The sequence below is a fragment of the Spirosoma endbachense genome (assembly GCF_010233585.1).
Taxonomy (GTDB): domain Bacteria; phylum Bacteroidota; class Bacteroidia; order Cytophagales; family Spirosomataceae; genus Spirosoma; species Spirosoma endbachense.
The window spans coordinates 1,502,365-1,527,418 of record NZ_CP045997.1; the positions used below are offsets into that span (position 1 = coordinate 1,502,365).

21 protein-coding genes are annotated in these 25,054 nt (G+C 48.7%); 11 read left to right on the forward strand and 10 right to left on the reverse strand.

Features of this window, described 5'->3' with window-relative positions:
* Positions 1-76 precede the first annotated feature (76 nt).
* The 7 genes from GJR95_RS05835 (at position 77) to GJR95_RS05865 (ending at position 7,418) form a co-directional block, all read left to right on the forward strand.
* Positions 77-2,488: a TonB-dependent receptor domain-containing protein gene (locus GJR95_RS05835; protein ID WP_162384982.1), complete on the forward strand. Its 2,412-nt coding sequence runs from the start codon at positions 77-79 to the stop codon at positions 2,486-2,488.
* A 24-nt stretch (positions 2,489-2,512) separates the two neighbouring features.
* Positions 2,513-3,946 carry a S41 family peptidase gene (locus GJR95_RS05840; RefSeq protein ID WP_162384983.1) on the forward strand — a complete coding sequence of 478 codons (1,434 nt, stop codon included), beginning with the start codon at positions 2,513-2,515 and terminating at the stop codon, positions 3,944-3,946.
* An 11-nt stretch (positions 3,947-3,957) separates the two neighbouring features.
* On the forward strand, positions 3,958-4,692 hold the full coding sequence (locus GJR95_RS05845; protein WP_162384984.1) for a head GIN domain-containing protein: 735 nt from the start codon (positions 3,958-3,960) through the stop codon (positions 4,690-4,692).
* Between the two features lie 380 nt (positions 4,693-5,072).
* Positions 5,073-5,495 carry a UPF0158 family protein gene (locus tag GJR95_RS05850; RefSeq protein WP_162384985.1) on the forward strand — a complete coding sequence of 141 codons (423 nt, stop codon included), beginning with the start codon at positions 5,073-5,075 and terminating at the stop codon, positions 5,493-5,495.
* 390 nt (positions 5,496-5,885) lie between these two features.
* The gene (locus tag GJR95_RS05855) at positions 5,886-6,161 is read left to right on the forward strand and encodes a hypothetical protein (protein WP_162384986.1); all 276 of its coding nucleotides are present in this window, start codon (positions 5,886-5,888) and stop codon (positions 6,159-6,161) included.
* A 74-nt stretch (positions 6,162-6,235) separates the two neighbouring features.
* Entirely contained in the window at positions 6,236-6,709 is a 474-nt protein-coding gene (locus GJR95_RS05860) for a hypothetical protein (protein WP_162384987.1), read from the forward strand.
* 133 nt (positions 6,710-6,842) lie between these two features.
* Entirely contained in the window at positions 6,843-7,418 is a 576-nt protein-coding gene (locus GJR95_RS05865) for a hypothetical protein (RefSeq protein WP_162384988.1), read from the forward strand.
* A 186-nt stretch (positions 7,419-7,604) separates the two neighbouring features.
* Here the strand turns inward: GJR95_RS05865 and GJR95_RS05870 are convergent, their stop codons facing one another.
* The 6 genes from GJR95_RS05870 to GJR95_RS05900 all read right to left on the reverse strand — a co-directional run bounded on the left by GJR95_RS05870 (position 7,605) and on the right by GJR95_RS05900 (position 16,201).
* Positions 7,605-8,192 carry a DUF4082 domain-containing protein gene (locus GJR95_RS05870; protein WP_162384989.1) on the reverse strand — a complete coding sequence of 196 codons (588 nt, stop codon included), beginning with the start codon at positions 8,190-8,192 and terminating at the stop codon, positions 7,605-7,607.
* A 199-nt stretch (positions 8,193-8,391) separates the two neighbouring features.
* On the reverse strand, positions 8,392-8,619 hold the full coding sequence (locus GJR95_RS05875) for a hypothetical protein (RefSeq protein WP_162384990.1): 228 nt from the start codon (positions 8,617-8,619) through the stop codon (positions 8,392-8,394).
* A 212-nt stretch (positions 8,620-8,831) separates the two neighbouring features.
* Positions 8,832-9,179: a LytTR family DNA-binding domain-containing protein gene (locus GJR95_RS05880; protein WP_162384991.1), complete on the reverse strand. Its 348-nt coding sequence runs from the start codon at positions 9,177-9,179 to the stop codon at positions 8,832-8,834.
* 91 nt (positions 9,180-9,270) lie between these two features.
* The gene (locus tag GJR95_RS05885; protein ID WP_162384992.1) at positions 9,271-13,335 is read right to left on the reverse strand and encodes an FG-GAP-like repeat-containing protein; all 4,065 of its coding nucleotides are present in this window, start codon (positions 13,333-13,335) and stop codon (positions 9,271-9,273) included.
* A gap of 1,352 nt (positions 13,336-14,687) precedes the next feature.
* Positions 14,688-15,101 (reverse strand): energy transducer TonB, encoded by a 414-nt coding sequence (locus GJR95_RS05890; RefSeq protein ID WP_162384993.1) that lies wholly within the window; start codon positions 15,099-15,101, stop codon positions 14,688-14,690.
* Positions 15,102-15,607: 506 nt separating this feature from the next.
* Complete coding sequence (locus tag GJR95_RS05900) at positions 15,608-16,201, reverse strand: hypothetical protein (protein ID WP_162384994.1); 594 nt, start codon at positions 16,199-16,201, stop codon at positions 15,608-15,610.
* A gap of 569 nt (positions 16,202-16,770) precedes the next feature.
* On the opposite strand from GJR95_RS05900, the gene GJR95_RS05905 reads away from it, so the two are divergent.
* From GJR95_RS05905 to GJR95_RS05915, 3 genes are all read left to right on the forward strand, one after another.
* A complete protein-coding gene (locus GJR95_RS05905) occupies positions 16,771-17,760 on the forward strand; it encodes a site-specific integrase (protein ID WP_162384995.1) in 990 nt (329 codons plus the stop codon).
* Between the two features lie 77 nt (positions 17,761-17,837).
* Positions 17,838-18,017, forward strand: a complete 180-nt coding sequence (locus GJR95_RS05910; RefSeq protein WP_162384996.1) for a hypothetical protein — start codon at positions 17,838-17,840, stop codon at positions 18,015-18,017.
* A 540-nt stretch (positions 18,018-18,557) separates the two neighbouring features.
* Positions 18,558-19,076: a DinB family protein gene (locus GJR95_RS05915; protein WP_162384997.1), complete on the forward strand. Its 519-nt coding sequence runs from the start codon at positions 18,558-18,560 to the stop codon at positions 19,074-19,076.
* Between the two features lie 314 nt (positions 19,077-19,390).
* Here GJR95_RS05915 and GJR95_RS05920 read toward each other — a convergent pair whose 3' ends face one another.
* A complete protein-coding gene (locus tag GJR95_RS05920; protein WP_162384998.1) occupies positions 19,391-20,854 on the reverse strand; it encodes a S41 family peptidase in 1,464 nt (487 codons plus the stop codon).
* 357 nt (positions 20,855-21,211) lie between these two features.
* Between GJR95_RS05920 and GJR95_RS05925 the strand changes: the two genes are divergently transcribed.
* Positions 21,212-21,796: a S41 family peptidase gene (locus GJR95_RS05925; RefSeq protein WP_162384999.1), complete on the forward strand. Its 585-nt coding sequence runs from the start codon at positions 21,212-21,214 to the stop codon at positions 21,794-21,796.
* Positions 21,797-22,092: 296 nt separating this feature from the next.
* On the opposite strand, the gene GJR95_RS05930 is transcribed toward GJR95_RS05925, so the two are convergent.
* From GJR95_RS05930 to GJR95_RS05940, 3 genes are all read right to left on the reverse strand, one after another.
* A complete protein-coding gene (locus tag GJR95_RS05930) occupies positions 22,093-22,707 on the reverse strand; it encodes a hypothetical protein (RefSeq protein WP_162385000.1) in 615 nt (204 codons plus the stop codon).
* Between the two features lie 192 nt (positions 22,708-22,899).
* Positions 22,900-24,036: a S41 family peptidase gene (locus GJR95_RS05935; protein ID WP_162385001.1), complete on the reverse strand. Its 1,137-nt coding sequence runs from the start codon at positions 24,034-24,036 to the stop codon at positions 22,900-22,902.
* On the reverse strand, positions 23,973-25,054 hold a 1,082-nt coding region (locus GJR95_RS05940; protein WP_198424810.1), incomplete at its 5' end, for a hypothetical protein. The genes GJR95_RS05940 and GJR95_RS05935, both read right to left, overlap by 64 nt.

Consider the following 25,054-nt stretch of genomic DNA (forward strand, 5'->3'; position numbering starts at 1 on the left):
ACTTACTATTAGGTAGTTATGCGGTTGGCACGCCCATTGGTCTGGATAAAGCATGGAAATAGTCCACGCACAGATCATGAAGACATTCGTTATACTCACCGGTTTCTTGTCCGCCTGTTTCACTAGTTTTGGACAACTGGGCGAACTGAAAGGACGTGTTACAGACGGTAACCAAAAACCCGTTGAATACGCAACAGCCTTGGTCTTGTCGGCGGCTGATTCGTCAATGGTAAAGGGTGGGCTGACTGATACGACAGGCCGCTTCGCTATCAATAGTTTGCCTCTGGGAGCGTATCGGCTGCGGATTACGGCACTGGGATTTGCGTCCTTCACGAGTCAGTTCATCATGGTATCGAGTCATGAGTCCGTTATGGATGTAGGGTCGATTCGTCTAACTGCGGAAAGTAAGAATCTGGGTGAAATAATCGTCAAAGGCGAACGCCCCGTGGTGGAGCAGTCAATGGGGAAACTGGTGCTCAACGTAACCAACTCGTTTTTCAAAACCGCCACCAATGCGCTCGATGTGTTACGACGCGCACCGGGTCTGCTAGTCAATCAGGATGGCGCTATTTCCGTTAAAGGGCAGTATACGCCGGTGGTGTACATCGACGGTAAGCAATTGCCGCTGACGGCGGACGAACTGCGGGGCCTGGCGGCCTCCGATATTGACCAGGTGGAAGTCATTACCAATGCATCGGCTCAGTTCGACGGGGAGACGCGGGCGGTGATCAACATCAAACTGAAACGGGACAAAGCCTTGGGTTGGAAAGGCAGTCTGTACAGTGGTTATCGGCAGAATCAACGCTATACCGGGGGCGAAGTGGGGGGCAGTGCGACCTACAAAACCAAGCAGTGGGCTTATTATGGGCGGGTCGGCTATAGCCTTTCGAATGATTACCTGCTGGGACTAGGTCGCCGGGTGGTGCAGTCATCAACCGGACGCACGGAATTTAACAACGACCAACTGTACAAGTGGACCTCGAAACCACTCACGTACCAGTTTTCGGCTGATTTGACGGCTAACGCTAGTCATCAATTCGGGGTGTTGGTCAAAGGCAATGCTACGGCCAGCACCGATCAGCTAACGAACCTCAACCAACAAACGGATTACGCCAACGAAAGGGTGAACACAGTGTTGCTACAAACCCTCAATGTCAATCAGTCGCGTAATCAAAGCGTTGCGATTGACCTCAATTACAAAGGTAAGCTCAACGAAAGAGGGGATGAACTGACGGTTTTTCTGGACTATGCCTCCTACAATACGCAGAAAGGGCAAGACTTTCGCAACGATTACCGGTCGTTTGAGGGTATCGCTCAGCGGTCTCCGATGGTGATGAGAGGCCAGTTTCCCAGTACGATTCGTATTCGGTCGTTCCGCGCCGATTATAGTCACCCGTTCGGTAAAATGGGTAAGTTCGAGGCTGGTACCAAACTGACCTGGACCACCACCGACAGCGACCTCCGTTATGATACCTTAGCCGCTGAGGGCTTCGTGTTCGACCCTTCGCGCAGCAACCACTTTCTGTACGACGAAAAAATCACGGCGGCCTATGCGCAACTAAGCCAGGAATGGGGTAACACGCAACTGCAAGCGGGTTTACGCGTCGAAAACACCCGCTCGGTGGGCAATTCGCTGACCTTGAATAATAGCGTGGACCGGTCGTATTTCCGCTGGTTACCAAGTGTGAAGGTGCAACAGAAATTAAGTGAAACCGACATGGTATCGGCCGGCTTTTCCCGGAAAATGCGTCGGCCGGCGTTTTGGGAGCTGAACCCGTTTACGCTCTACGTCGACCCGTACATGTACACCGAAGGAAACCCGTTCTTGCTGCCCGTAACCAACAATACACTTGATTTGACGTACACGCACCGCGACGTTACGTTTAGCCTAAACTATACCCTCGACAAAGATGTATTCGTGCAACTGCCAATTCAGGACGACCAGACGAAGATTGTCCGCTACACTCGGGTTAATCTGGATACCCAGCGGAGAGCCTGGTTTGACGTGGCGGTGACGCACGCCCTAACAAAATGGTGGAAAACGCAGCACTATGCCCAGCTGCAATACGCGCAAACGCAATCAGCGTACCCAACGGGCGGGCTGATTAACACGCAGGCCTGGAGTTATTACCTCGATGGTCGTCATACATTTACGCTGGGGAAGGGATACAACCTGGACTTGAGTTACTATTACAGTTCGCCCAGTGCCAGCTATATCTACACGGTAGCCTCCAACGGCACCCTTTCGCTGGGTTTGCAAAAGTCGGTGCTGAAAGGGCGGGGTAACCTGCAAATCAATGCGAACGACCTGCTTAACACGTACCGGGAGCTATTCTATGGCCAGTTCGCCAACCTGGACGTCTGGACTTTGCAGAAGCGCAACAGCCGCCAACTAACCCTTCGCTTCACGTATACTTTTGGCCGGTCTACTTTCAACCGCAACAACCGAAACTCGGGAAGTGCGGAAGAGGAAGGCCGTGCCCGATAACCTGTTTTTATAACCCCATCTACCATGAAAATCGTACAAACACTGCTGCTTACTTCGTTGCTTATTCTAACGAGCCAATTCCTTCGCGCCCAAGACCGTAGCGTCAATTTGTCCGATGCGGAGAAAATCGCGGGCCTGTCGAAATTCTGGTCCGAAGCGAGCTACAACTTTGCTTACTTCGACAAAACGAACATCAACTGGGACAGTACGTACCAAGCGTTTATTCCGCAGGTGTTAGCGACCCAAACCACGTATGAATACTACCGAACCCTCGAACGGTTTTGCGCTTTACTCAAAGACGGACACACCAACATCAACGCGCCTTGGTCACTCTACGGGTATTCAACGTATGTGCCGTTGCGCTTCGTAATGATCGACCAGAAACCGTACGTGACGCGGGTGCTGAACGGATTGTCGGACAGCGTGCCGGTTGGTTCCGAACTGCTCACGGTAAAGGGCCAGCCGGTACAGCAGTACCTGGATAAAGAGGTCTTTCCTTACATCGCCTCATCGACCGAACAGCAAAAATGGAATACGGCCCTGATGCAATTTTGGCGTGCTACCACTGACACGACGACGAGTTACCCGATGACATTCCGCACCCCCAAAGGGCAGACGATTTCATTCAACTCCCGGCTATTCTCCCAACGCGAACGCGACGGGTCGAAGTGGGTGCTGGGTGACGGAACCAGCCCGGCCAAATCACAACTATCGCGGCTAACCATGCTCCCCGGTAATATCGCTCATGTCGAACTGAACAGCTTTGGCGAGGAAAAAATCGTTGACGAGTTCAAAGCGATGTTGCCCCAGCTCCGCACGGCCAAGGGTATCATTCTCGACATTCGACAAAATGGGGGTGGAGACACCGGAATCGGGGCTGAAATTCTAAAATACTTTACCACCGAAAAGCGGCTAATTGGCTCAGCCTGGCGTACCCGCGAGCATCGGCCTGCATTTAAAGCCTGGGGTTCCTACTACGCTACCCAGAAGTTGGACTCGGCCCGTGCCAAAAATGAGTTCTACCAGCGGGCGTTGAAAACCGCCAAAGGTGATTTCTGGTACAAAGGCGACACGATGACCTTTGATAACTCGATCCGTGAACCTAAGCTACTCGTCCCGGTGATGGTACTGGCCGGCAGCAATACCGGCTCGGCCGCTGAAGATTTTTTAATTCTGATTCGTCAGTTAAAAACAACCCGGATTCCGATTATCGGTGAGCCGTCGATGGGTACAACCGGTCAGCCCTTATCGTTTTCCTTGCCCGGTGGTGGGTCGGCCCGCGTCTGCACCAAACGCGACACCTACGCCGATGGCACTGACTTCGTGGGTGTAGGGGTAAAACCTGATGTTGTGGTGAAACCTACCGTGCAGAGCCTGATTACCGGCAACGATGTGGTGCTGGAGCGGGCCGTGGCTATGCTTACTGGCAAGACTTCACTGGCTAATCAAAGTAAATGAAACGAAGAATCATGAATACTGTACGCACACTCATTATCAGCGCGTTATTCGCCTGTTACCAGCCCTTGTGGGCCCAAATTAAAAATTCTGGGGATGGCCTTGTCGGCAATGGGAAGATTGTCAGCGAAGAGCGTACCCTGGAACCATACGACCGGCTCCTGGTTGATTTCGCCGTCAAGGTACGCATCACCCAGGGCGATCCAGCCAAGGCAGAACTCGAAGGCGAACAGAACGTGCTTCCTTACGTGACGGTTTCGGTTAATAAGGGGGAATTAACCATCGGCTTATCGCGTACAACTAAATTTAAGGAAACGAAACCAATTACCGTAACCATTCACCGGGCTACGTTGCAGGCAATCAACGCAAAAACCGCCTGCGCCATTACCTCCGATTTACCCATCAACTCGGAAGGGCTGACAGTTATGCTTGACGAAGCCTCTACACTAACCACCCCGTTGGCTGTTCAGCAACTCACGGTTGATCTGGCAGCGGCTTCGTCGGTAGCTTTCCAGGGAAAAACGCAAACTGCCGTTTTACGACTGGATGCAGCCAGCCGCGTAGCAGCAGCCGACCTGACAATAGCTAAAGCGGAGTTGACTCTGAATGGAGCGAGCCACGCGATTATTCACGTAATCGAAACCTTATCAGCTTCAGCAGATGGCGTCAGTACGATAAAGTACTCCGGAAATCCAACCATAACTTCACAACGGGCAACGGGCTTGTCGAAAATAAAACATACGAATTAGATCCGTTTTTACAATACTATATACTACGAATTAAATTGGATAGTTATTAACGCAACTCAGCAAGTCCTAGCCATGGCGCCTTAACTTGTTCTTTAGCTACGGGTCGTTCAGTATAGCGCACTTTTTCATAAAAATACCACCGTAGTAGCACCCGCCAAAGCTTGGCTTTGATAGAATGTCTTTCACTAATTCTAATGAGCGTATCTTTGAAAATATACAATTTTTAATGATCGAAATTCTGTACAGCTTAATAAGCTGTTACTTCAATAAATACAATTAACTGTCGTGTTCATTTCGTTCACGAAAACCCTTCTCTAGTAGAACTCTTACAATTACATGTCAAACAATTTTTAAATTAGTCCTAACCCAATCGTATTCCTATGATTCAGATGGACGATAGCCAAGTAAAAGAAATTGTTGAGCAGCAACAAATAGGCATGCTTTGTTATGTACACCGGCAAACAGGCCAACTCATTACATTTCCTAATCCCGAGCAGTTCTCTGATCTGGAAAGTGAGGAGTGGCAAGACCAGATTGACCAAGTACAGTCTTTCCCTGACCATTATTGGAAAGTGGCCATCATGACCAGCCGCGAGGAATTTGCGCTTATGGAGCAGTTTGCCAGATACGAAGCGGCTGAGCCTTTGCAAAGTCGTCTATTGACTATTCTGGGCCAATCGAAGCCTTTTCGCCATTTTAAAGAGGCAGTTGATCGATCAGGCTCTCAACGCCTGGTGTGGTTTAGCTTTCGAGATAAGCAGAAAATATCTTGGCTGAAGCAGCAGCTCACTTTGGCCGACTGACAAGGTGATGCTTGATTTTGTACAATTAGTTAAGCTTTTTGTTGCTAACTATATTGAATGTTTATAATGCAATTTGTATTGCTGGAGAAGTAAGTTGCTAATAGGGATTTTTTCAATCATAAACTGTTGGCAACTCTGTTATACTGAGCAGGATGGAAGGATGCACCGCGAACCAAAATTAATTTGATTGTACTTTATTGTACTTTCTTTAGTCAAGTTGCATAGGCAATCTTATGTTATGCGATTATTCCAAGGAATGCACCCTAACCGAAGGCTACAAAATCGGAGAAAATAAGCTCACTAAAATGGATTAAGTTACCACTCGACAGGCTCGCAGCAAAGTAGTAGATTTGCGGCCATAAAGCCCCCTTTAACGGGGCTGGTTACGGGATGAAAAAAGAACTTGAAGCTAAGAATTTAGTCCAGTTTCGCCTAACGGGTACGCCCGACGGGAACCTCCTAGTGAGCTTCTACGAGCTTGATGTCTTTAATGAGCAAGCCGTCAACTGGCATATTGCCGGGCTGCTAGTGGAGAACAAGCTAGGCGCTCGTGTGCTTTATGAGGGAAATTTGTCAAACAATACCGCTTATCAAACAGCGATCAGTAATCTTTTGGAGCGGGTGAATGTGTACGTTAACTGCGTCCGGATCGAGATAGTAAAATAGCGGCTTTTGGGTATTTGGTTATCATAACGTTCACTTATAGGACAAATATCTCGCCACTACTATCATATCATGCTGTGAAAACGCTAGCCGCTTATTTGGTCCTCTTAGGTCTAGGTATTTTAACTTCATTTGGACAAGCCTCTCGGTCTACTTTAGACACTGACTCCACTTTTCGAAATGCATTGAAAGAAATTAAATATCCGCATAGTCAATCTTTTGCCCAGAAAACAACGGTTGTTTTTGTCAATTTTACTATTAACCAGCAAGGCAAAATAACCAATATCAAGTACCCAAACGAAAATGAGATAGATAATCCATTTACTGCTGAAGTGGGTCGAGTATTGTGGCATTTTCCGCCTCAAAAGCCAGGTTATGTCGGCGAGTATATACTACCGATTATATTTGGAAAGGAGAGGACGCAAGATGAGAACCGCAAGTCTTCTGCCCAAGAAGTAATGACAGCTTATACTCGAATGTTTGAACAAATAGCTAGATCTCTGCGACCTTTACCCCAGCTCAGCGAAGTATATGTTCCTGCTTATAATTGATTTGGCCAGATCATTTTAGCCATCATGGCTATGTTAGTGATGCAGAGAAGACTTTCGTGCTTAAGATGCAAAATGCTTTCTTCTTGCTATAATCCCTTTACATAACATCACTTATACAATAAAACTGCTCTGTATGAACCGGGCTTGCTTATCTCTGATTTTTGCACTTCTGACTCTGAGTACGTATGCTCAGTCGGGATATCCTCCGCCTTGTGACGAAGTAAAGCAAGTCAAATTAGATACTGATCAAAGGAAGCGACACATCTTATCCGAATTTATTAGCAGCTGTGTACAAAACAAGTATTGGATAAATGATAAAGGAATCATTCTTTTAAGAGAATACCAGAACCAACAAGGTAAATCTTGCTGGTTACTCTTACCTAGTATCGATGATAGCTATAAGGATAATCCCCCTAACCGCTCTGCTTCATTTGATGGGGACATCATTCTAATTTTCGATGCAGATTCCAAGCAAAACATTAAACCAACGGTCGGCGATAAAACCTTGCTGAATCAATGCTTAGAGCAGATCATTGGTGATCGTGTTTACACTCGACCTACGATTAAAAGTCGCTGGACAGATATGGTTCTACCAGTCACGAATCACAAGATGAAAGAAGGCGCCCATCGTCATACATTAGGGAATGGAGGTAGCCTGATTATCATCTTTAACGCTGATGGCAGCTACGAAAAACTATTGCCTGTTTAAAATTATTTCAAGGTAAGCTGTCTTCTATGGTTTAATCGATTTCTCGTAAAAATTTCATAACATAAAGTTAGTTCTACAACCGGAGTAAAAATAGTGATATTGTTTAGGGACAAGCGATGTATCATGAGTTTGCACTTTTCCATTAAACGCTATTTATATAGGCAACACTTTCCAACGAGCAGTGGCTCAGTCAGGGATAAACGTAAACTCGGGGAAGCCAGTAAGTAAGCTGAACTGGTTCGCAGAGGAGCTTGGAAAGGCAACCATACTGCCACCGCCGGAGCGGCTAGCATGCAGCGTAATGTTGCCTTGAGTGGCTGGCAAAACATTGCCCCCGCTGGCTTTAAAAGCTTGGGTGTACGATCCCTGGCTGCGCTGGCCCGACTTGTTGTTGATGCTGATTAAGTACTTCTTATTGATTGTTAGCGGTAGTACAGCTATGTCGATGAGCGTGAGTTTGTCGGGTACCTCTTGCTCCACCGTTTTTTGTAGCAATACTTGTCCGCTATCGAAGTCCCAGACCGTGACAACATAAATACCAGCGTCCGGCAGTTTGCTACCCAGCTGGGTGAGTTTACCGGCAACGGAACTGCTAAAAACCACACCCGACTCTCGAAAACTATTTTCCCGAATCCCTACTAATTTCAAGGCCTGCAACTGCTCACTCAGGAGGGTAGTTATCGGGTTCTCAGCTGGTTTAGCAGTTTCGTTCTTACTACAACTCGTTAGGCTTGCCATAAGCAGCAATAGTCCACATACCTTTAGATTTTTCATGGTAACGGAAGTTTGTAGTTTGGCACCTGGAACACATCCACCGTAGCCTTTCGGAATGGCGTAGCGCAGTTCAGAATCAAACTTAAAAACATACTTGTGTTCAGCCGCACTTCGTTGAGTGAAAGGTAGAATTATTGGGCCACTGGCTCTCACTCATTACTAAACTCGGCAGTTGTATAAGTGGCAATAGGTTAAGTAATCACTTTTTATATCTAAAAACCAGATAGCTGACCACCGTGGGATAATAGGTGCCGTCACTAATTCGATAGGCTCCATTGGCCCCTAGTCGCTGACAATCCTTGCGCAATTGCTGCTTTACCTGCTGATCCACAGTAAGACCTGGTCTGATATTCACGTATAAGGAAACAACGCCCAACTCTTCAATGGCTTGAGGGATCGCTCGTTCTAAGAGGAAGATCTTAACCAAGGAACTATCGGTTTGTGAGCCACCGCTTACTTGGGGGATTGATTTAATGTTGGAGGTAATGCAAGAGGACAAACCCATACTAACCCCAACTAACACAGCTATTACTCGACAAAGTTGTTGCATAATCACGTTTATGGGGAGAAGCGCTGAAGCGGCATGTTCTAATGTAAGGATTGATCAGCTCCCTACTCCAGTGGTTGCCCAGGACATGATTAGTCTACTCCGTCGGATAAACCATCCCCAGCTCCCCAGCGATGACGCCTTAAGACCAGCTTGACGTCCGCCAGCCACCGATGGCCCACCCCAAACGTGCGTTCGGTGCCGGCATAACGAATCAGCACTGTGGCTCGCCGGAAATTGATCAGCTGAGCACTGGCCAGAAAGCGCGGGTTAATGGCCGCCTGCTTGTGGATTCGGAGCAGGGTAGGCATTCGCTCCAGCAGGACCAGCAGCGGGATGCTGACCAGCTCCTGCTGGCCATTGGCATAATACACCCAGGTGGACTCACCCTGGCCCGATAACCAGGCGACGGGTTGATTGCCTATAAACGGAGGTGACATAGGGTGTATAACAAGCATTCGGCGGGATTAGTTGGCTAACAAAAAGCCCGAACCGATTCCGATCCGGGCTTTTTGTTAACCTGTTTAGCCATTAAGGCGTCAATAACTTCACTTGCTGGTGTTCCTGATTCGTATTGACCTGCAGGAGCAATAGCCCCTTACCCGAACCAATGGGCACACTCACCCGTTCCAGCGAATCCGCTTCATCAAGACGCTGCTGATGTAATACCCGACCCTGAAGATCCGTCAGGTTCAACTGCACCGATTGGCCTGACACGCCACGAATCTCGACCTCAACGGATTTACCCTCCACCGGATTGCCCAACACCTTGACCTGTAAGCCTGTTCCCGCTTCGGCCACACCCACTCGGGTGGGTGCCGTACAGACGGCTAACCAGTTGTAGAGGTACGTAGCTGTAGTAGCGCCCTGACGGGCACTCAGTGTGATACTTGGATTGTCGGTGTACAGATTCAGACTATATGGCCCCGGATTGGTGGTCGATGGCATCTCATTAACCACCGAGAAACTAATCGGGGAACTGTCCACTCCTCCGTATTGGGGCGTAAACGTTACCCGGTGAAGACCAGTACTCACTACCTCACAGCTCACTGTCGAGACCCCTACGATCGTAAAGCCCGCTGGCGTCGAAGGCATGGGGTTCACCGTCAGTTGGAAGCTACTACTCACCTGCAAGCCGCCCGGATCCAAAGCCGTTACCTGAACATTACTCACACCCGTCATCGAGGGTGTACCGCTGATCAAGCTGCCACTGACCGAGAGGCCACTGGGTAAACCCGTTGCGGAATACGTTAAGGCTTGCCCATCAGGGTCGGAGAAGTAGTTAGTCAGCGTCAACTGATAAGCCTGCCCCACCAGAATGGTCTGGTTGGGTAGACCACTCGTGGTGGGCTGCTGGTTGGGGTCATTGCCACTCTGACAGGAGGCAAACCAGTTGTAGGCGTAGCGCGCTTCGGTACTGCCCGCCTGATTGGCCACCAGGGTGATGACCGGGTTATCCGTGTAGAGCTTTAAGGAGTAGGGTGGAGCCTCCGTGGTAGCCGCCTTTTCATTGACCACCGCGAAGGTGATTTGATTGCCATTGGAGCCGCTATACTGGGGGGTGAACTGGACCTGATAGCCGCCCTTGGCCTCATCGACGAGCGTACAGTTGACCATCCTGACAGCCTGAATGGCAAAGCCACCGGGCAGGATCTGCAAGGCTACCGGAGTCGCCTGCGGGCTGGTGCAGTTGCCCACCGAACAGGTGGCACTCAGCGTATAGTTGCCCGGCTGGCTGAAGGTATAGATGTTGCCGGAAGCCTGGCCTGCTCCGCCCTGGGGTAGCCAGTTGGTTGTTCCCGCACAACCCGTAGCGGTCACGGAGATGGGTTGGTTAGACGTCGAGAGGGAAGAGGCTTGCAGGGTTGGCGCCGACAGAGCTGTGTTGCTGGTGACGGTGGTCGAAGCCACCGCCGAGCAGCCACTGCCCGCCAGCACCGTCACCGAGTAAACCCCTTCCTGACTGACACTAGCTGTGTTGCCACTGCCGGTAATGGGACCATTGGGCCCACTAAAACTGTAGGTTTCCCCGCCCCTGGCTGTTAGGGTTACACTGGTCTGGGCACAGGTCAAGGGGCCATTGTTTTGTAGATTGGCGGAGGGTGGAAATAGTACATTGACCTCCGTAATACTGTTAACCTCCAGGCCGTTTGCGCTAATAAATAGCCGGTAAAAGTCATTTTCCGACGGGTTGGATGGTATCACCGTCGCACTGAAGATCGGGTTACTGGAGTTGCCTGTTACTATCATGGCTCCTGCCAACGTGTAGGCATACGTTCCCGATACGTTGCCCACCAAGGCAGTAAAGGTGAGCGGACTACCGGCGCAGACGGTCCCACTTAACGGAGCAAACCCCTCAATCGTGGGGCCCGAATTATAGTTAAGCTCAAAGACGGAGGAAGCCGTGTTTGGATTGCTGGCCAGATCAGCCGCCACATCGGCGGCCACACTCACTGAGCTAAGCCCCGAACTGATGGGTTGCAGATTGACCGTGTAGGCCGCTGCCGAGCCAGTAAAGTCCGTCAGGGTAGCATTACTAGCGCTAAGATCGCCTACCTCAAAGTCGGTAACGGCTTCCGAGAAAGCGATGGTCAGCGTGACGGGTCCGGTGATGCTACTACCCGAAGGTCCCCCTGAGGAGGTGATAGTAACGCTGGGTGGGGTGGTGTCTATGGTCCAGGTGTAGGTGGCCGGCGTAGGGTCTACGTTGCCCGCCCTGTCGACAGCCCTTACCCGGAAGGTATGTTCGCCCTCCGCCAGCCCCGAATAGGACTGGTTAGTAGACGATTTCGATTCATAATCACTCCCATCCAGACTCACCTGGAAAGTAGAGATAGCATCACTATTAGAGTATCTAAACAGGGCCGAGGTGCTGTTGGTAATCAGCGGAGGAGTCGTCGAAAAGGTCGTTTCGGGCGGGGCGGTATCCACCGTGAAGGAGTTGGTGTTACTCTGGGGACTATCGAGGCCATTGAGTCGGGCGATGGCATGAACCGTATGGGGCGCATCGGTCAGCGAAGTGGCCGGGGAATAGCTCCAGTTGCCGGTCTGGCCAGCGGTAGTCGAGCCGCTCAGCCCGTTATCGATATACACCAAGACCGTACTGTTGGCGGGAGCGGTTCCCGAACACTCGGGCGTGCTGTCGTTGAAATACCCGCCATTGGCCGGTGTACTGACAGTCGGGGCAGCCGGTGGGTTATTCACGGTCAGCGTGAAGGCATTTGTAGTCAGGGAGTTGCAGGAGCTGGTGGCGACCAGTGAGTAGCTGCCCGACTGACTGAGAGTGACTCCATTGAGGGTCAGGGTGGCTGAGGTCTGCCCGCTGACAATGCCGGCCTGGTTATACCACTGCAAGCTGGGGGTTGTGCCGCTGATCCCCACCGGTACCCGCACGTTGGCTCCGGCCGCTACCGTGGAACTGCTAACGGGTTGCTGGGTGATGGCTAGTGGCGTACTGCCATATAGCACCGAAACAGTGTTACTGCCCCCATTGGCGGTAATGATATCGGGACGACCGTCAGCGTTAAGATCACTGACCACGACGAAGTAAGGTTGATTATCTACGGGGTAATTGATCGCAGCCGCAAAGCTTCCAGCTCCATTTCCCAGCAGCACCGACACATTGTCACTAAAATTATTAGCTGAAATGAGATCCAGAAAACCATCGGTGTTGACATCACTCACCGTCACACTAAAAGGCACATTCCCAACGGGGTAGTTGGTTCTCACAAAGACTCCTCCAAGTTGCCCACGCAGTACCGTCACGGAATTATCCGATGAATTGGCGGTGATGATATCGGGATTGAAATCGCCGTTGATATTACTCAATACTACGCCGGTAGGCCCGCTCCCAACGGCCCAGTTTACTGCCGGACGGAAGCTTCCATCCCCCTGTCCAGGGAGTATCGATACGTTGTCACTAAAACCATTCGCCGTGACTATACTGATTTTACCATCTCCATAGACATCCCCCACACAGACCGAAAATGGAGAATCCCCTACTGGATAGTTCACAGGAACCGCAAAGCTTCCGGCTCCATCTCCCAGTAATATTGACACACTGTTACTATTATAATTGGCGGTGATGAGATCTGGATGACCATCGGCGTTGATATCACTCATCGCTACTGAAGAAGGTGTAGTCCCCACTGGGAAATTGACCGCAGCCGCAAAGCCTCCGGCTCCATTTCCCAGCAGCACCGATACATTGTTACCGGTAGTATTGGCCGTAATGAGATCGGGTCGTCCATCTCCATTCACATCCCCGGCCGCTACTGATCGAGGATTACTCCCTGTCGGGTAGTTGATCGCTGAGGCAAACCCTCCTTCTGCTTTCCCCAACAGCACGGAAATAGTGTTACTGGTATTATTGGCTGAAATGATATCCAGATGACCATCGGCGTTGACATCACTTACGGCCACCGATCGGGGTTCGGTGCCTACCCCATAATTGGTAGCGGGTAGAAAGCATTGGGCAACAAGCCTGGAGGGAGTTATTAAGAACCCGCCCCCTAGTAAACAAGCCAGCCAAAACAATTGAGGGCGGCAATAGATCGCCAGCCGCTGAAGAAAAACGAACGGTAGAAAAGAGGTCATAGAAAAGAGTTGAGTTAAAGGGAGTGAATGACGAACCGGTTACGAATCAATGGAGCACCTAAAAAGCAGGCGCCCAAAGCGCTGGCTGTCGGTGATTCGCTAAAAAGCTTGCCAGCATGGGGCAAAGGGAGGTAATTTTGGATGCATAAGCCGAAGGAAAGTTAGTCGAGGATAAACAGAAAGGGCATGTTTTGTGCTAGTTAGACACAAAAACAGGGCTATATACGTACATAAGATCTGATTAGATGTACTAGCTATGAATTATTTTTTCTACTTAGTAAATATACTTAAGATGCTGGTGAGAGAAATTACGGGTTTGCTGTAGTGTGGGATCACGAAACGCTTGGCTCCTTCATAAGCCAGGAAGGATCTGACACAGGCTAAAATGGGGCTTGTAAACGCTAGTCCCGTTTCATATATACCTAGCTTTTAACCGTACAATTGTATCGTGTCCTTCGTGCGTGGCGTGCTCTACCGAGAGAAACCGGAACCGGAAATCAAAGCTAAAAATAACAAACCGCTGACCTACAACTACTTAATTAAAAAATGTGTGAAAAACAGCGTTCAAAACCGTTGCCAATCGGCTACGCCTGGAGGGTGCTATTGTCTTGATATACAGCCCGATTGTACGTGAAAAGGTCAACCAATAAAGAATTATTCATTTATTGGTATTTTGGCTCAGTTAGGAGATATTTTCGGAGAAATCGGTATCATTTCAGTGAATGTTCTTGCCAGAGCATCATAGTGTGCTCCTCCGACTAAACCTGGTTATTCAGATCGTATACTAAAAAGAGATGGAGCTATGTTTTATATCTTGGGTTACTTAACACATTTGGGACGGTTGGCCGCTGCCGTATATCCGCCACGTGAAGGCTATAATTGATTAATAGTTAGCTAGTTATACAGATTTAACTACCTGCGCTTGGGGGCAATTTCACCCGTTTGACTAAATGGCTTATAAAACGACTCAAATTCACTTCCAAAAGCAGCATTTCGCTATGGTTTTGCTTTAAGCCGGGTCGCCAGTGCGAGTATTTCTTGCCTTAAAAGCATCAAGATTTCACGCTTTTATACATACCCCAAACTGCAAAGTTATATACTCTGTAAAACGAACATTAAAAACATGGATCTTTCGGCAACTTACTAATGTACAACCAGTTAACTATCTCCAGTGGCAGATATACCCTACCTGTGTCAGCTATCCCATAAATAGAATGGTTTAGACTTTTGCAACATCCACTAGGAATATGTTAATCAAGCCTATTGATACCCTTTTCTGGTAAATAAGGCTTTGACTAATTTAAATGCCATAGCCATTTCATTTATCGAAGCGCCCAAAAGGATGCACTCCTTCACCGTACAGAAAAGTTGATGGGCAAATTATAAAAGCAATCGACAGCCTGACCATCCACCTTACCAGGAACCCAATTGGGCATAGTGGCCACCATTCGGATGGCCTCCGCATCGATCTCGGGGGAAACCCCTTTTAAAACCTTTACCCCCTCAATGGCACCCTGTTTAGTAATGAGGAAGCGAATAAAGACCCGTCCGGCTAACCCCGCTACTTGAGCCGCTTTAGGATACCGTAGATTATCACTGATGTACTGACCCAGTTTACTCATGCCGCCCGGAAATTCGGGTTGCTGTTGGACAACTGTGTAAATTAAATGATCAGGCGTTGAGCTCGAATCGGTTTGAACGGTTTGCGCCTGAAGAGGCAGCCAAAATGTGGCTAGTAGAACGATAATGAGAACGGGCGTACGCATAGTAAGGTTGATCTTGTAAGTAAACCATATAGTAAGCTACGTAACCTCTAATGAGATAATATGTTATAAGCCCTAAGAGCATTATATTCAACGATGGATAAAACAGTTGTTTCTTCCAAAAATAAACAGGGCCGACTAAAAGATACAGTAACACGATCCATCCTTTATTGATCTTCTCCTGCAATGGATCGATCAAGTACAGCCCCAGGTTAATCAGGGTCAAAATCCAGCAGATAGTTTTCATGTAGTTAGCCATACGTGATACCTACTTCTGTTGTATAATCTGAGTGGCTCCGGGCCGCCGGTGCGGTTGCAAAAGTAAACGAGTCATTGTTGTGCAGGCAAAATCGGCCCACAACTTATACTAATTTTGGTCAAATAACGGATGCACAGAGGGGCAAAATTAGCTCCTTCAGACTTTTGCAATAGCCACCTGACTTATGTAAAGTAGTACAATTTGTAAGACAAAATGAACGTCTGTCTTACAGGTGTAAGACAGACGTTTTTTAGAATTTAATCGCGTTTTCTAGCTGATCCGCTTCCTTTCGTAGATAGTTTCTGATTTCTAGATCTTCTTCCACGAGCAGACGTTGATAAATGATCAGGTAACGTGCTTTTCGGGTGGTAAAGGACTCGCTGGCCATAAACTCCTCCAGCCACTGGCTGAAATCAAGCAAATCGGTTTGCTGATGAGAATAGGAGAAATACTCGGTGAAACCAACTTGAGCCAAGTTTGACCACTCATATTTTGGGAGGGGTTGAATGGGATGGCCAACGAACTTATCTAGTACATACGTATTGGCACAGAAGGTTTGCCAGATTTTCGCTTTAGCCATGTCGAGTTTGCTCCCTTTAAAAAGCAGCACCGCCCATTCAAAAAGAAAGTCTGGAAAGCCAATGTCATCGGGAAAAGATTTGGCGAACCAGCGGGTATAGGCTAATCCGCCTTTGTAATCCCCTAACTGGAGATAATAGCGGGTGGGTAGATAACGCAATCCTCTCGAATCATCATAGCCACCAAATTTCCGTTTTTCGGCGGCCAAGGCTCGTTTGATATCGGCTATTTTTTTGATCAGCCGTTGGGTTTGTTTAGGCGTCATAGATCGGACCAGGCGTTAGGTAAAATCAGGCATGAATATACACGTAATGACACGAGTTGGCCAATAGGATCTACCTATTGTCTAGTAGGAAAAGCAGTGCTCGATCTTAGTTCCACCCTTAAAATAATTATACTTTCGATAGTCTGGTAATTTTTTGGTTACAGGCGACTTTTCCGCGTAAAAGTACAATTAGAGACAACCGTCTTGATGGGTACAAAGCCAAGTGGAATTTAGCCATCCTTAACGAGTTCGGCTGAAGCGGCATAAACGTTCTGGCTACTTTTCTAATTTGATTTAAGCGGATTAAAGTAGATAAGCCACCAGTATGGGCGTAAATAGCCTATATCACACGAATGGATTACCTAAATGATCGTGGAACATGTTCCATGATAAGCGGAAGGGTTAAACCTATTTAGTCGGTAAATCGATGCTTTTAATTAACTAGGTAATTCGTTACTCGTGATAACGTTCAATTATCACGAGTAATCCTATCTTTGCAAAAAGGCTATGTCTTTGATGAAGTCCTTTCAACTTTGTTAGCCTCAAGCTTGTATTTCCCTTTCCAACTTATGCCTCAGCCTCAATCCAACACCCCTCCCCAAGCTCTGACGATCATTCCAGACACCGAGCAAAGTTTGACGCTGCGGGTCGATGAACAGATTCATCAGGAAGCCCGGGAGTATTTGCGGGCGGGCCTGCAAGGTTCCCCCAATTCGCACCGGGCGTTTAGCACCGACCTCAAGCAGTATTCAGCCTGGTGCCAACAGAATGGGTACGAACCAACGCCCTTGTCGGCGGTTGCCTTAGTCGAATATGTTACCTTCCTGGGACGCTCGCGTTCCTTCTTCACTATCCAGCGACACCTGGCCAGCATCGCCAAACTTCATCGCCAGCATCGAGTCGACTCGCCGACCACCGACGAGCAGTTCAAGGTCTTTATGAAAGGCTTTAAGCTCAAAAAGACTGTGCGCCAAAAACAGGCGCCTGACTTTTCCCTCAAGCAGTTCCGCCAGGCAATAGACGCCTTACCTCACACACCAACCGGTTTACGCAACCGGGCTATTCTGCTGCTGGGCTTCACCGGGGCTTTTCGTCGCAGTGAATTAGCCCAATTGGATGTCAATCATATTTTGATTGATGATGCCGGTATGGTGATCCGGCTAGACCGCTCCAAAACCAATCAATTCGGAGAAGTCGAAGAAAAAGCGGTTACGTATGCCAGTGAAGTGGAGTATTGCCCCATTGGAGCTCTTCAAGCCTGGCTAGCGGTGGTAGGTCGGCATGACGGCCCTTTATTTGTGCGGATCCGAAAAGGGGAGCGAGTTACCCAGGAGCGTCTTTCCGATGAGTGGGTGAACGTATTAGTTCAGCACCAATTGGGCGAATCCTTTACGGCTCACTCGCTACGGGCCAGTTTTGTTACCATTGCTAAAGCTAACGGAGCGGATGATCTGGAGGTGATGAATCAAACTAAACATCGAACCACGACGATGATCCAGCGGTATGATCGGCGTCGCAATATTCGTAAGCATAATGCCTCGGGTAAACTGGGCCTTTAACAACGGGGTGGATTGAGTAGGTATAGCCCTTGGCCTCAATGCCCATTTGAGAAAATCCTTAAACTAGCTTATTAAGTATGGCCGTTAAGCAGATCGAATTATCGCTAAAATTAAGTATTGAAGTTGACCAGGCGTTGCTGGATAAACTGACTCAGGGCTTAGCTGAGCAATATGTACGGATGATCGTTGAGGAGTTGAATCGGGATGGAGCCGATGTCGATCGTACCTCCTATAGAATTAGTTATGGCAAAGGGTAAGCTTATCGCCTTTGCCCAATATAGTTTTTTGGGCAGGGGCGGACTGAACACGAAGAAACAAAACTCTAAACGAAACGGGATAAAAGCCGTGTCTCACAAACTCAGCTTGAATGTGAGATTTTGCGTTTGATTGGTGAGACGGCATTTTGAGACTAGGGCCCTAAGTTTGGCTATACGAGACTATAGTCGTGCTCAAAATGGGGCGTTTCTTGAACCATCATATATCTAGTACATAGTACCCAAAAAGCTCCCATATGAGACGATTAAGAATTCCTTATTAATAAATAGGGCGTTTTGCCTTTACGGCTGAAAATAATTTCTAATGCGGAGAATTTCGTTGATTGGCATGAGGGGGTACCTCGTCGTATTAGTTGCGGCTGCGTTTGTGGCCTGCAACCGCTTCAACCAGCTAGCATCATAAATAATGTTGCTGTGCTTGATTAGTTACAGTCGACCGGTTCACTACTGACATACTGCTGTCACCCTCCTGCCTTTTCTTTGTGTTGTCAATCAAGCGACAACGTCAACCAATAGCAACTCATGGAAAACACAGCGCAGCTTAGCCAAACGATGGATCAGATCGTCCTCTCTGCAGAGCAACTTCTTGCCCATTGGCAGGGCCACCGGGGACTCACCCGCCGGGTGATCGAAGCCTACCCCGAGGAGCACTTCTTTTCCTATACCCTGGGCGGCATGCGACCTTGCTCGGCGCTGATTGATGAAGTCCTGCAAATGGCCGACCAGAGCATGCAGGGCGTTGTTTCGGGCCAGTGGCCTTCATTTGGCGATGGGGCGGAGGCTCCACCCAAAGCAACGACGAAGAAGCAGGTACTGGCGCAGTGGGATCGGGTGACCGAGACGATTAATGCCCATTGGTCGCAGATTCCACCCGCTCGCTTCCAGGAAGTCGACAAGGCTTTTGGTCTGTACGAAGGACCTATCTACTGGTTTCTTTTTTACCTGATCGATAATGAAATTCATCATCGGGGTCAGGCTTATGTCTATCTACGCACCCTGGGCGTAGAACCGCCTGCTTTCTGGGATCGCCCCCAGGTATAGTCCGCCGATAAGCCCCCAGGGAGTAAGCCGTTTTACAAAAGCCTTTGCCCTTATAAAGATTGGCAAAGGCTTTTATGTATCGTGCTGGGGCTATCCATCCCGTGATACCTATTTCTTCCAGAATTAGCTATTTTTAATACTTGATGCGTGTAAAGGTCTGGGCTGACTCGGCTTCCCAGGTAGTGCCATCCTTAGAAAAGCCCCCTGAATCCAATTAAACGAGCCTTTAAAAAGACAAAGTATGGTCAATGCTTCATGTATTGAGTGGATGCTTCTTTATTGGGGCGTTTTTTAAAATGACTAGTCTATGAAAATTAATCGGTCCGTGCGTTGACTAACTGCTTCGCTAAGCGTAAACCGTGTTCATAGATCTCATCGCGCCCGCCTAAATAACCCCCGAGTGTCAACGGAATCAACTGATCAATCTTAACGCCTAGCTTTTGATTGGGGGTGTTATCGGGGTAATACTCCCCAAAGCCCGAAAAGAAACTAAAATAGCCACCCGGGAATTGTAGGGTAATAGCCATGCCGTTGGCCCCTGCCGTCGGTGTACCTACCGTAATCGACTGACTAACCCCTTGTAGACCAATAACGTTACCCTCTCCTTGGCTTTGTACACCCTCATCGACCAGTAGGATATACCGCTTATGCTTTAGCAATCCATTGGGCGAGGGCTGAATAATCTGGTACGCCGTACTCGTTAACTGCTGGCTGGGATTGGGACTGAAAAGAAAAGGGAACCGATTGTAAGCCACCGTATCCGGTTGATGGGCAATGTAGGAGGCCAGATGACTGCCAAACTGGCTGTCCCGAGGATAGCCTCGGCAATCCAACAAAATGACGGAACAATCGTTCAGGTAGTTGGCTATACTATCCAATTGCGAAGAGTAAAGCCGATTAATGCGTAAGTAGCCTATATTGCCCCCTAAACGACTCATGTAGGAAGGCAGTTTAGGACTAGGCGCGGTTTGGCCCCATATATTGTAATAGTGATCTCTGGAAATACGGGTGAGCCACACCGTTCGGGTTTGACCTTTTCGTTTAAGGGTTACCTGGGCTCGACTACCTATGCGACCGACCGTCAACCAGCTCATATAAAATTCCCGTTCGAAACCCGCCTGATTCGAAGCCGGTAAATAGTCTCGCCATTGAGCCGCTAGCTGAGCGGGTGTTTGTTGATCGATACGCACCAGCTCATCACCCGGCTGAATTTGCGCCAGCGCGTTCGCCTGGGTGGTATCAGCGAGTACGTTAATGATATATGTTTTCTGTCCAAATACGTTGACGCCAATGGGCAGATTCCCATCCAGTATTCCCCTGGGGGACCGCCCCCCTTGTTTACTAATCAGGATGCTATGCCCATCCCGTAGCGATCCCGTCAGCTTCATCAACGCCATGAAATAGAGGGAGTCCGTGGAGGCCGCCAGAAATTGGGGAATGAAGTGAGGCAGCGCCTTATCCCAGGAAAGGGTGAGCAAGGCTTTATTGGGGGAAAAGTAGTGGATGGTATTCCACCCATTAAACAAGCCTAGCAGCCGGAGAACAGCACCAGGTGTTTGGCTAGATGGATAATCGGACTGAGGGTGGCGAATATAAACCATGTTTTGCACCGGATTTGGAGCCAAAGGCTGTAGGGGCTCATGCAGGAGTTGACCCGCTTGCCGAAGCATGGGGGCCTGCCAGGAGGTATCCGCCTGCTCACTCAGCTGTTGATCGACAGCACTGCCCAGGGTACCATCTTCATACAGAACTTCGCTCGTTCTAATCTTAACCGACACCTGATGGTTAGTGCTACTATAACCAGGTTAGGTTGTGAAGTTACCGTTTGCACTTCAAGTTGAAATGGCAACAGGAGGGATGATAGCATACTTTATGAACATACTATCATCACCAAAAGTGGCTCAGAACCGACAAATTGACCACCCGATTCCGAGATCGACGGACCAAGTAATTTCGGGGTGTACTGACCACCTTATTTTTCTTTTCATCAGCCAGTTATATTCTTTTCCCCTATGATATGGAGGTGGTCAATTGGCAACGGAATCAGGTGGTCTGAGGCAGCGAAATCTCCAGCCTATACCAACGATTTTGAAGAAAGGAAAAGAAGCAATTTCGGCTTGCCAGAAGCCAGCGTTTTGGAAAACAACATTGGGTATTTAAAAATAACCAAGTTTACCTCCCCTGAAATGGCAGGGCCAGTCATGATGGCTAGCTCTATTTTTCTAAAGCATGTCGATGGCTTGATCCTTGATTTAAGAAGCCGCGGAGGGGGTAATTCCTATACCTTAGAACTACTGCTCAGTTATTTCCTATCGCCAAAAACACTTTTATGTACCTGGCATTTTCGAGGCTCCCAGGCCATCGAACAGTCCTGGACGCTGCCCAATGTGGAAGGACATCGATTTGTGGAAGTCCCAATTATAGTCCTAACCAGCAAGCAAACCTTCTCGGCGAGTGAAGCTTTTTGTTACGCGATGAAGGTTCATAAAAGGGCCACTGTTGTTGGAGAAACAACGGCTGGTGGCGCCCATACCTACAGAGAAATGAAAGTGAGCGATCACTATATCATGACCGTGCCTTATGGAAGGCCCGTATTCACTACGACGAACACGAATTGGGAAGCCGTTGGGGTAATTCCTGACTATGAAGTAAAAGCAGAAAATGCATTAAAAAAAGCCCAGGAACTATTGGGTGAAAGAGTGAACAAAAGAAATAAATAAAGCTAGTTTCTTTAACGAGGGCCAGCATTAACTCAAAAGACAATCTTACTCGGCTACAAGACCAAATTGAATTAAAAAGGCTATGGTCGGCGCATTAGGTGACTATTGCCGAGAAAAAGTAAGCTAATCTTATTCAGGCTCATTAAACGCTCCCGCCTGAGACGAAGCAGATTCTGTTTAAATAGGGTGCTCAGCTAGAAAGATTATAAGCGATGGCATAGGTCCGGGGATTGTCGATAATATATTGCGTTTGCAAACAGATTCAGATTATTCCTGGAAAGGCAGGATTAGCTTCGCTATTTCATGATTACATCTTTGACTTTAATCCGGAATAGGCCACCCGTGAACTGAGCCGTCGCTGGCATACCATTCTCTAGCCGGTTATAGACGGTCATATCTTCTTTAAAGGAAAGAGCAAAGCGCCCTTCTACCACACCAGTTGCCTGATTGATCTTCGTAACCCTGATCCAATTAGGCTCTGCTCCCTTGTCGATATAGCGTTTCGCTAAGCCGCCGGAATTGCCCACATACGAAAGGTTTGCTTGTTCATTAGGGCTACGTTTGTTTAGCTTGGCAAGGGTAGTGCGACCTTTTTTGAAGGGAATATTATAAATCATCAAGATCTGGGTCCGGGTACAGTCACCGTTAAGGCATCCCGTAGTCGTGTTAGGATTTGGCTCACTCCCCATGCCTGGATAATCAATATCCGTATAGACCAGCAGGTTCAACTGCCTGCCATCGTCGGGCCGTTGTATCGATTCCTTGACACGTAAGAGTTGACCGGTACCGTACCAGGTAGAATCGTTGAGCTTACTGGTCACATTGAATGGGCTGTTGGCGGAGAGTGTAGGCTGTCTGGCGCATCCGGCACCGATCAGAAGGAAGAATACGCAATAATAGGTGGTCTTCATAGTTGCTTTCTTTGAGATAAGGAAGAAGCCTACGATTTAAAACTACCTATATAGTTATTGTTTTAGGTTAGCTGTACAAGCGTTAAAAACTCTGTAAATCGCTATCCAGTGCGTGTCTCCCAAAAGGCTCCTATGCGAGACAAGGGGATATCCAAAATTCGGGCGTCTTTTGACTTGCCTAGTCTATGAAAATTAATCGTTCCGTGCGTTGACTAGCTGCTTCGCTAAGCGTAAGCCTTGTTCATAGATCTCATCGCGCCCGCCTAAATAACCCCCTAACGTGATGGGAACGAGTTGATCAATTTTGACCCCTCGTTGTTGATTGGGGGTGTTATCGGGGTAATACTCGCCAAAGCCCGAAAAGAAACTAAAATATTGACCCGGGAATTTTAGGGTAATAGCCATGCCGTTGGCCCCTGCCGTTGGTGTACCCACGGTAATCGATTGGCTAACCCCCTGTAGACCAATTACGTTACCCTCTCCTTGGCTTTGCACCCCTTCATCCACCAGCAGGATATAACGCTTATGTTTTAGCAATACATTGCGCGAAGGTTGAATAATCTGGTACTCCGTACTCGTTAACTGCTGGCTGGAATTGGGACTGAAAAGAAAAGGAAATCGATTGGAAGCCACCGTATCCGGTTGATGGGCAAGGTAGGAGGCCAGCTGACTGCCGAACTGGCTGTCACGAGGATAGCCTCGGCAATCCAACAAAATGACGGAACAATCTTTCAGGTAGTTGGCGATACTATCCAATTGCGAAGAGTAAAGCCGATTAATGCGTAAGTAGCCTATATTGCCGGGTAAACGACTCATGTAGGGAGGCAGTTTAGGACTAGGCGCGGTTTGGCCCCATAAACTGTAGTAGTGGTCCCTAGCAATACGGGTAAGCCACACCGTTTGGTATTGACCTTTCCGTTTGATGGTCACTTGGGATCGACTGCCTGAGCGACCTACTGTCAACCAGCTCATGTAAAATTCCCGATCAAAACCAGCTTGGTTCGAAGCCGGTAAATAGTCCCACCATTGAGCCGCTAGCTGAGCCGGTGTTTGTTGATCGATACGCACTAGTTCATCGCCCGGCTGGAGTTGCGCCAGCGCATTAGCCTGGGTGGTATCAGCGAGTACGTTAATGATATACGTTTTTTGACCAAACACGTTGACGCCAATGGGCAGATTCCCATCCAGTATTCCCCTGGGTGACCGCCCCCCTTGTTTACTAATCAGGATGCTATGCCCATCCCGTAGCGATCCCGTCAGCTTCATCAACGCCATGAAATAGAGGGAGTCCGTGGAGGCCGCCAGAAATTGGGGAATGAAGTGAGGCACGCTTGCCGAAGCATGGGGGCCTGCCAGGAGGTATCCGCCTGCTCACTCAGCTGTTGATCGACAGCACTGCCCAGGGTACCATCTTCATACAGAACTTCGCTCGTTCTAATCTTAACCGACACCTGATCGGCCAGGGTCATTCGATAGGATTCTCCGTACATATAGTCAGGCATATCTCCTTCCAAGAGAACCCGGCAGCCTTGCCGGTGATGCAGCGCCATGACGGCTTTGAGCGTATTGACGTTAACAAAGCGATTGATTAGGAAGCAGACCCTGGTATTGATTCGTTTTTTGAGTGGGTTCATGGGTAGGTACACACCCTCCGACATATTGCGCAGACCAAAGTAGACTTGATAATGCTGGTTCATTCGACCATCTTTCTCGATCGGTAATAGATTTAACTCATCGGGAAAGTCTTGCCGCAACAGACCGTGGTAGTAAAAGCTGCGGGCGGTAGGGAGCACCAGCGGCTGCTCAATGAGTTGACTGATGAACGGCTGGACAAACTGCGTATATTGGGCTAACCCCAGGGCATTATCAATCCGTTCGTTCCGCAAGTCAATCACCACCGCCGACTGACTGGCCAGCTGCTCTAGTAACGAGTCGGCTCGGATGGGCTGTTGAAAAGCCTGTTGAGACAGCGCCAGGTACCATTCACCCGTAGGCAAACGCCTAGTAACGAGGTTTGGACGCTCTTTAAACCAAGTCGTATGGGTCGATAGACTAGTTGAGATAACGATGCCGGACTGGGGATCACCTAATCGAGTAAATACGTGAGTCAACGCCCATTGGAAGCTCGTCGGCGTAGGACTGGCTAGCAGGGGCTCTAGATAATCAATGACCAGACTGTCTGTATCCAACTGGCCCTTACCAGCTAGGGGATGAAAATAGCGAATCACGCCCCAAACCCGGCCAAAATCAGCAATTCGGCTGATGGCGGCTGAATCATACCGGATCGAGCTAGCTACCCCGAGAGGAACTGACTGGGCTACTAGATTGTGATGAGGAGGTAAACCGC

Coding starts and splice junctions, on each gene's coding strand:
- GJR95_RS05880 (WP_162384991.1), bottom strand. CDS start 9,179: ATGTCACCTCCGTTTATAGGCAATCAACCCGTCGCCTGGTTATCGGGC.
- GJR95_RS05850 (WP_162384985.1), top strand. CDS start 5,073: ATGATTCAGATGGACGATAGCCAAGTAAAAGAAATTGTTGAGCAGCAA.
- GJR95_RS05930 (WP_162385000.1), bottom strand. CDS start 22,707: ATGAAGACCACCTATTATTGCGTATTCTTCCTTCTGATCGGTGCCGGA.
- GJR95_RS05840 (WP_162384983.1), top strand. CDS start 2,513: ATGAAAATCGTACAAACACTGCTGCTTACTTCGTTGCTTATTCTAACG.
- GJR95_RS05900 (WP_162384994.1), bottom strand. CDS start 16,201: ATGACGCCTAAACAAACCCAACGGCTGATCAAAAAAATAGCCGATATC.
- GJR95_RS05915 (WP_162384997.1), top strand. CDS start 18,558: ATGGAAAACACAGCGCAGCTTAGCCAAACGATGGATCAGATCGTCCTC.
- GJR95_RS05890 (WP_162384993.1), bottom strand. CDS start 15,101: ATGCGTACGCCCGTTCTCATTATCGTTCTACTAGCCACATTTTGGCTG.
- GJR95_RS05865 (WP_162384988.1), top strand. CDS start 6,843: ATGAACCGGGCTTGCTTATCTCTGATTTTTGCACTTCTGACTCTGAGT.
- GJR95_RS05885 (WP_162384992.1), bottom strand. CDS start 13,335: ATGACCTCTTTTCTACCGTTCGTTTTTCTTCAGCGGCTGGCGATCTAT.
- GJR95_RS05855 (WP_162384986.1), top strand. CDS start 5,886: ATGAAAAAAGAACTTGAAGCTAAGAATTTAGTCCAGTTTCGCCTAACG.
- GJR95_RS05835 (WP_162384982.1), top strand. CDS start 77: ATGAAGACATTCGTTATACTCACCGGTTTCTTGTCCGCCTGTTTCACT.
- GJR95_RS05905 (WP_162384995.1), top strand. CDS start 16,771: ATGCCTCAGCCTCAATCCAACACCCCTCCCCAAGCTCTGACGATCATT.
- GJR95_RS05910 (WP_162384996.1), top strand. CDS start 17,838: ATGGCCGTTAAGCAGATCGAATTATCGCTAAAATTAAGTATTGAAGTT.
- GJR95_RS05870 (WP_162384989.1), bottom strand. CDS start 8,192: ATGAAAAATCTAAAGGTATGTGGACTATTGCTGCTTATGGCAAGCCTA.
- GJR95_RS05845 (WP_162384984.1), top strand. CDS start 3,958: ATGAATACTGTACGCACACTCATTATCAGCGCGTTATTCGCCTGTTAC.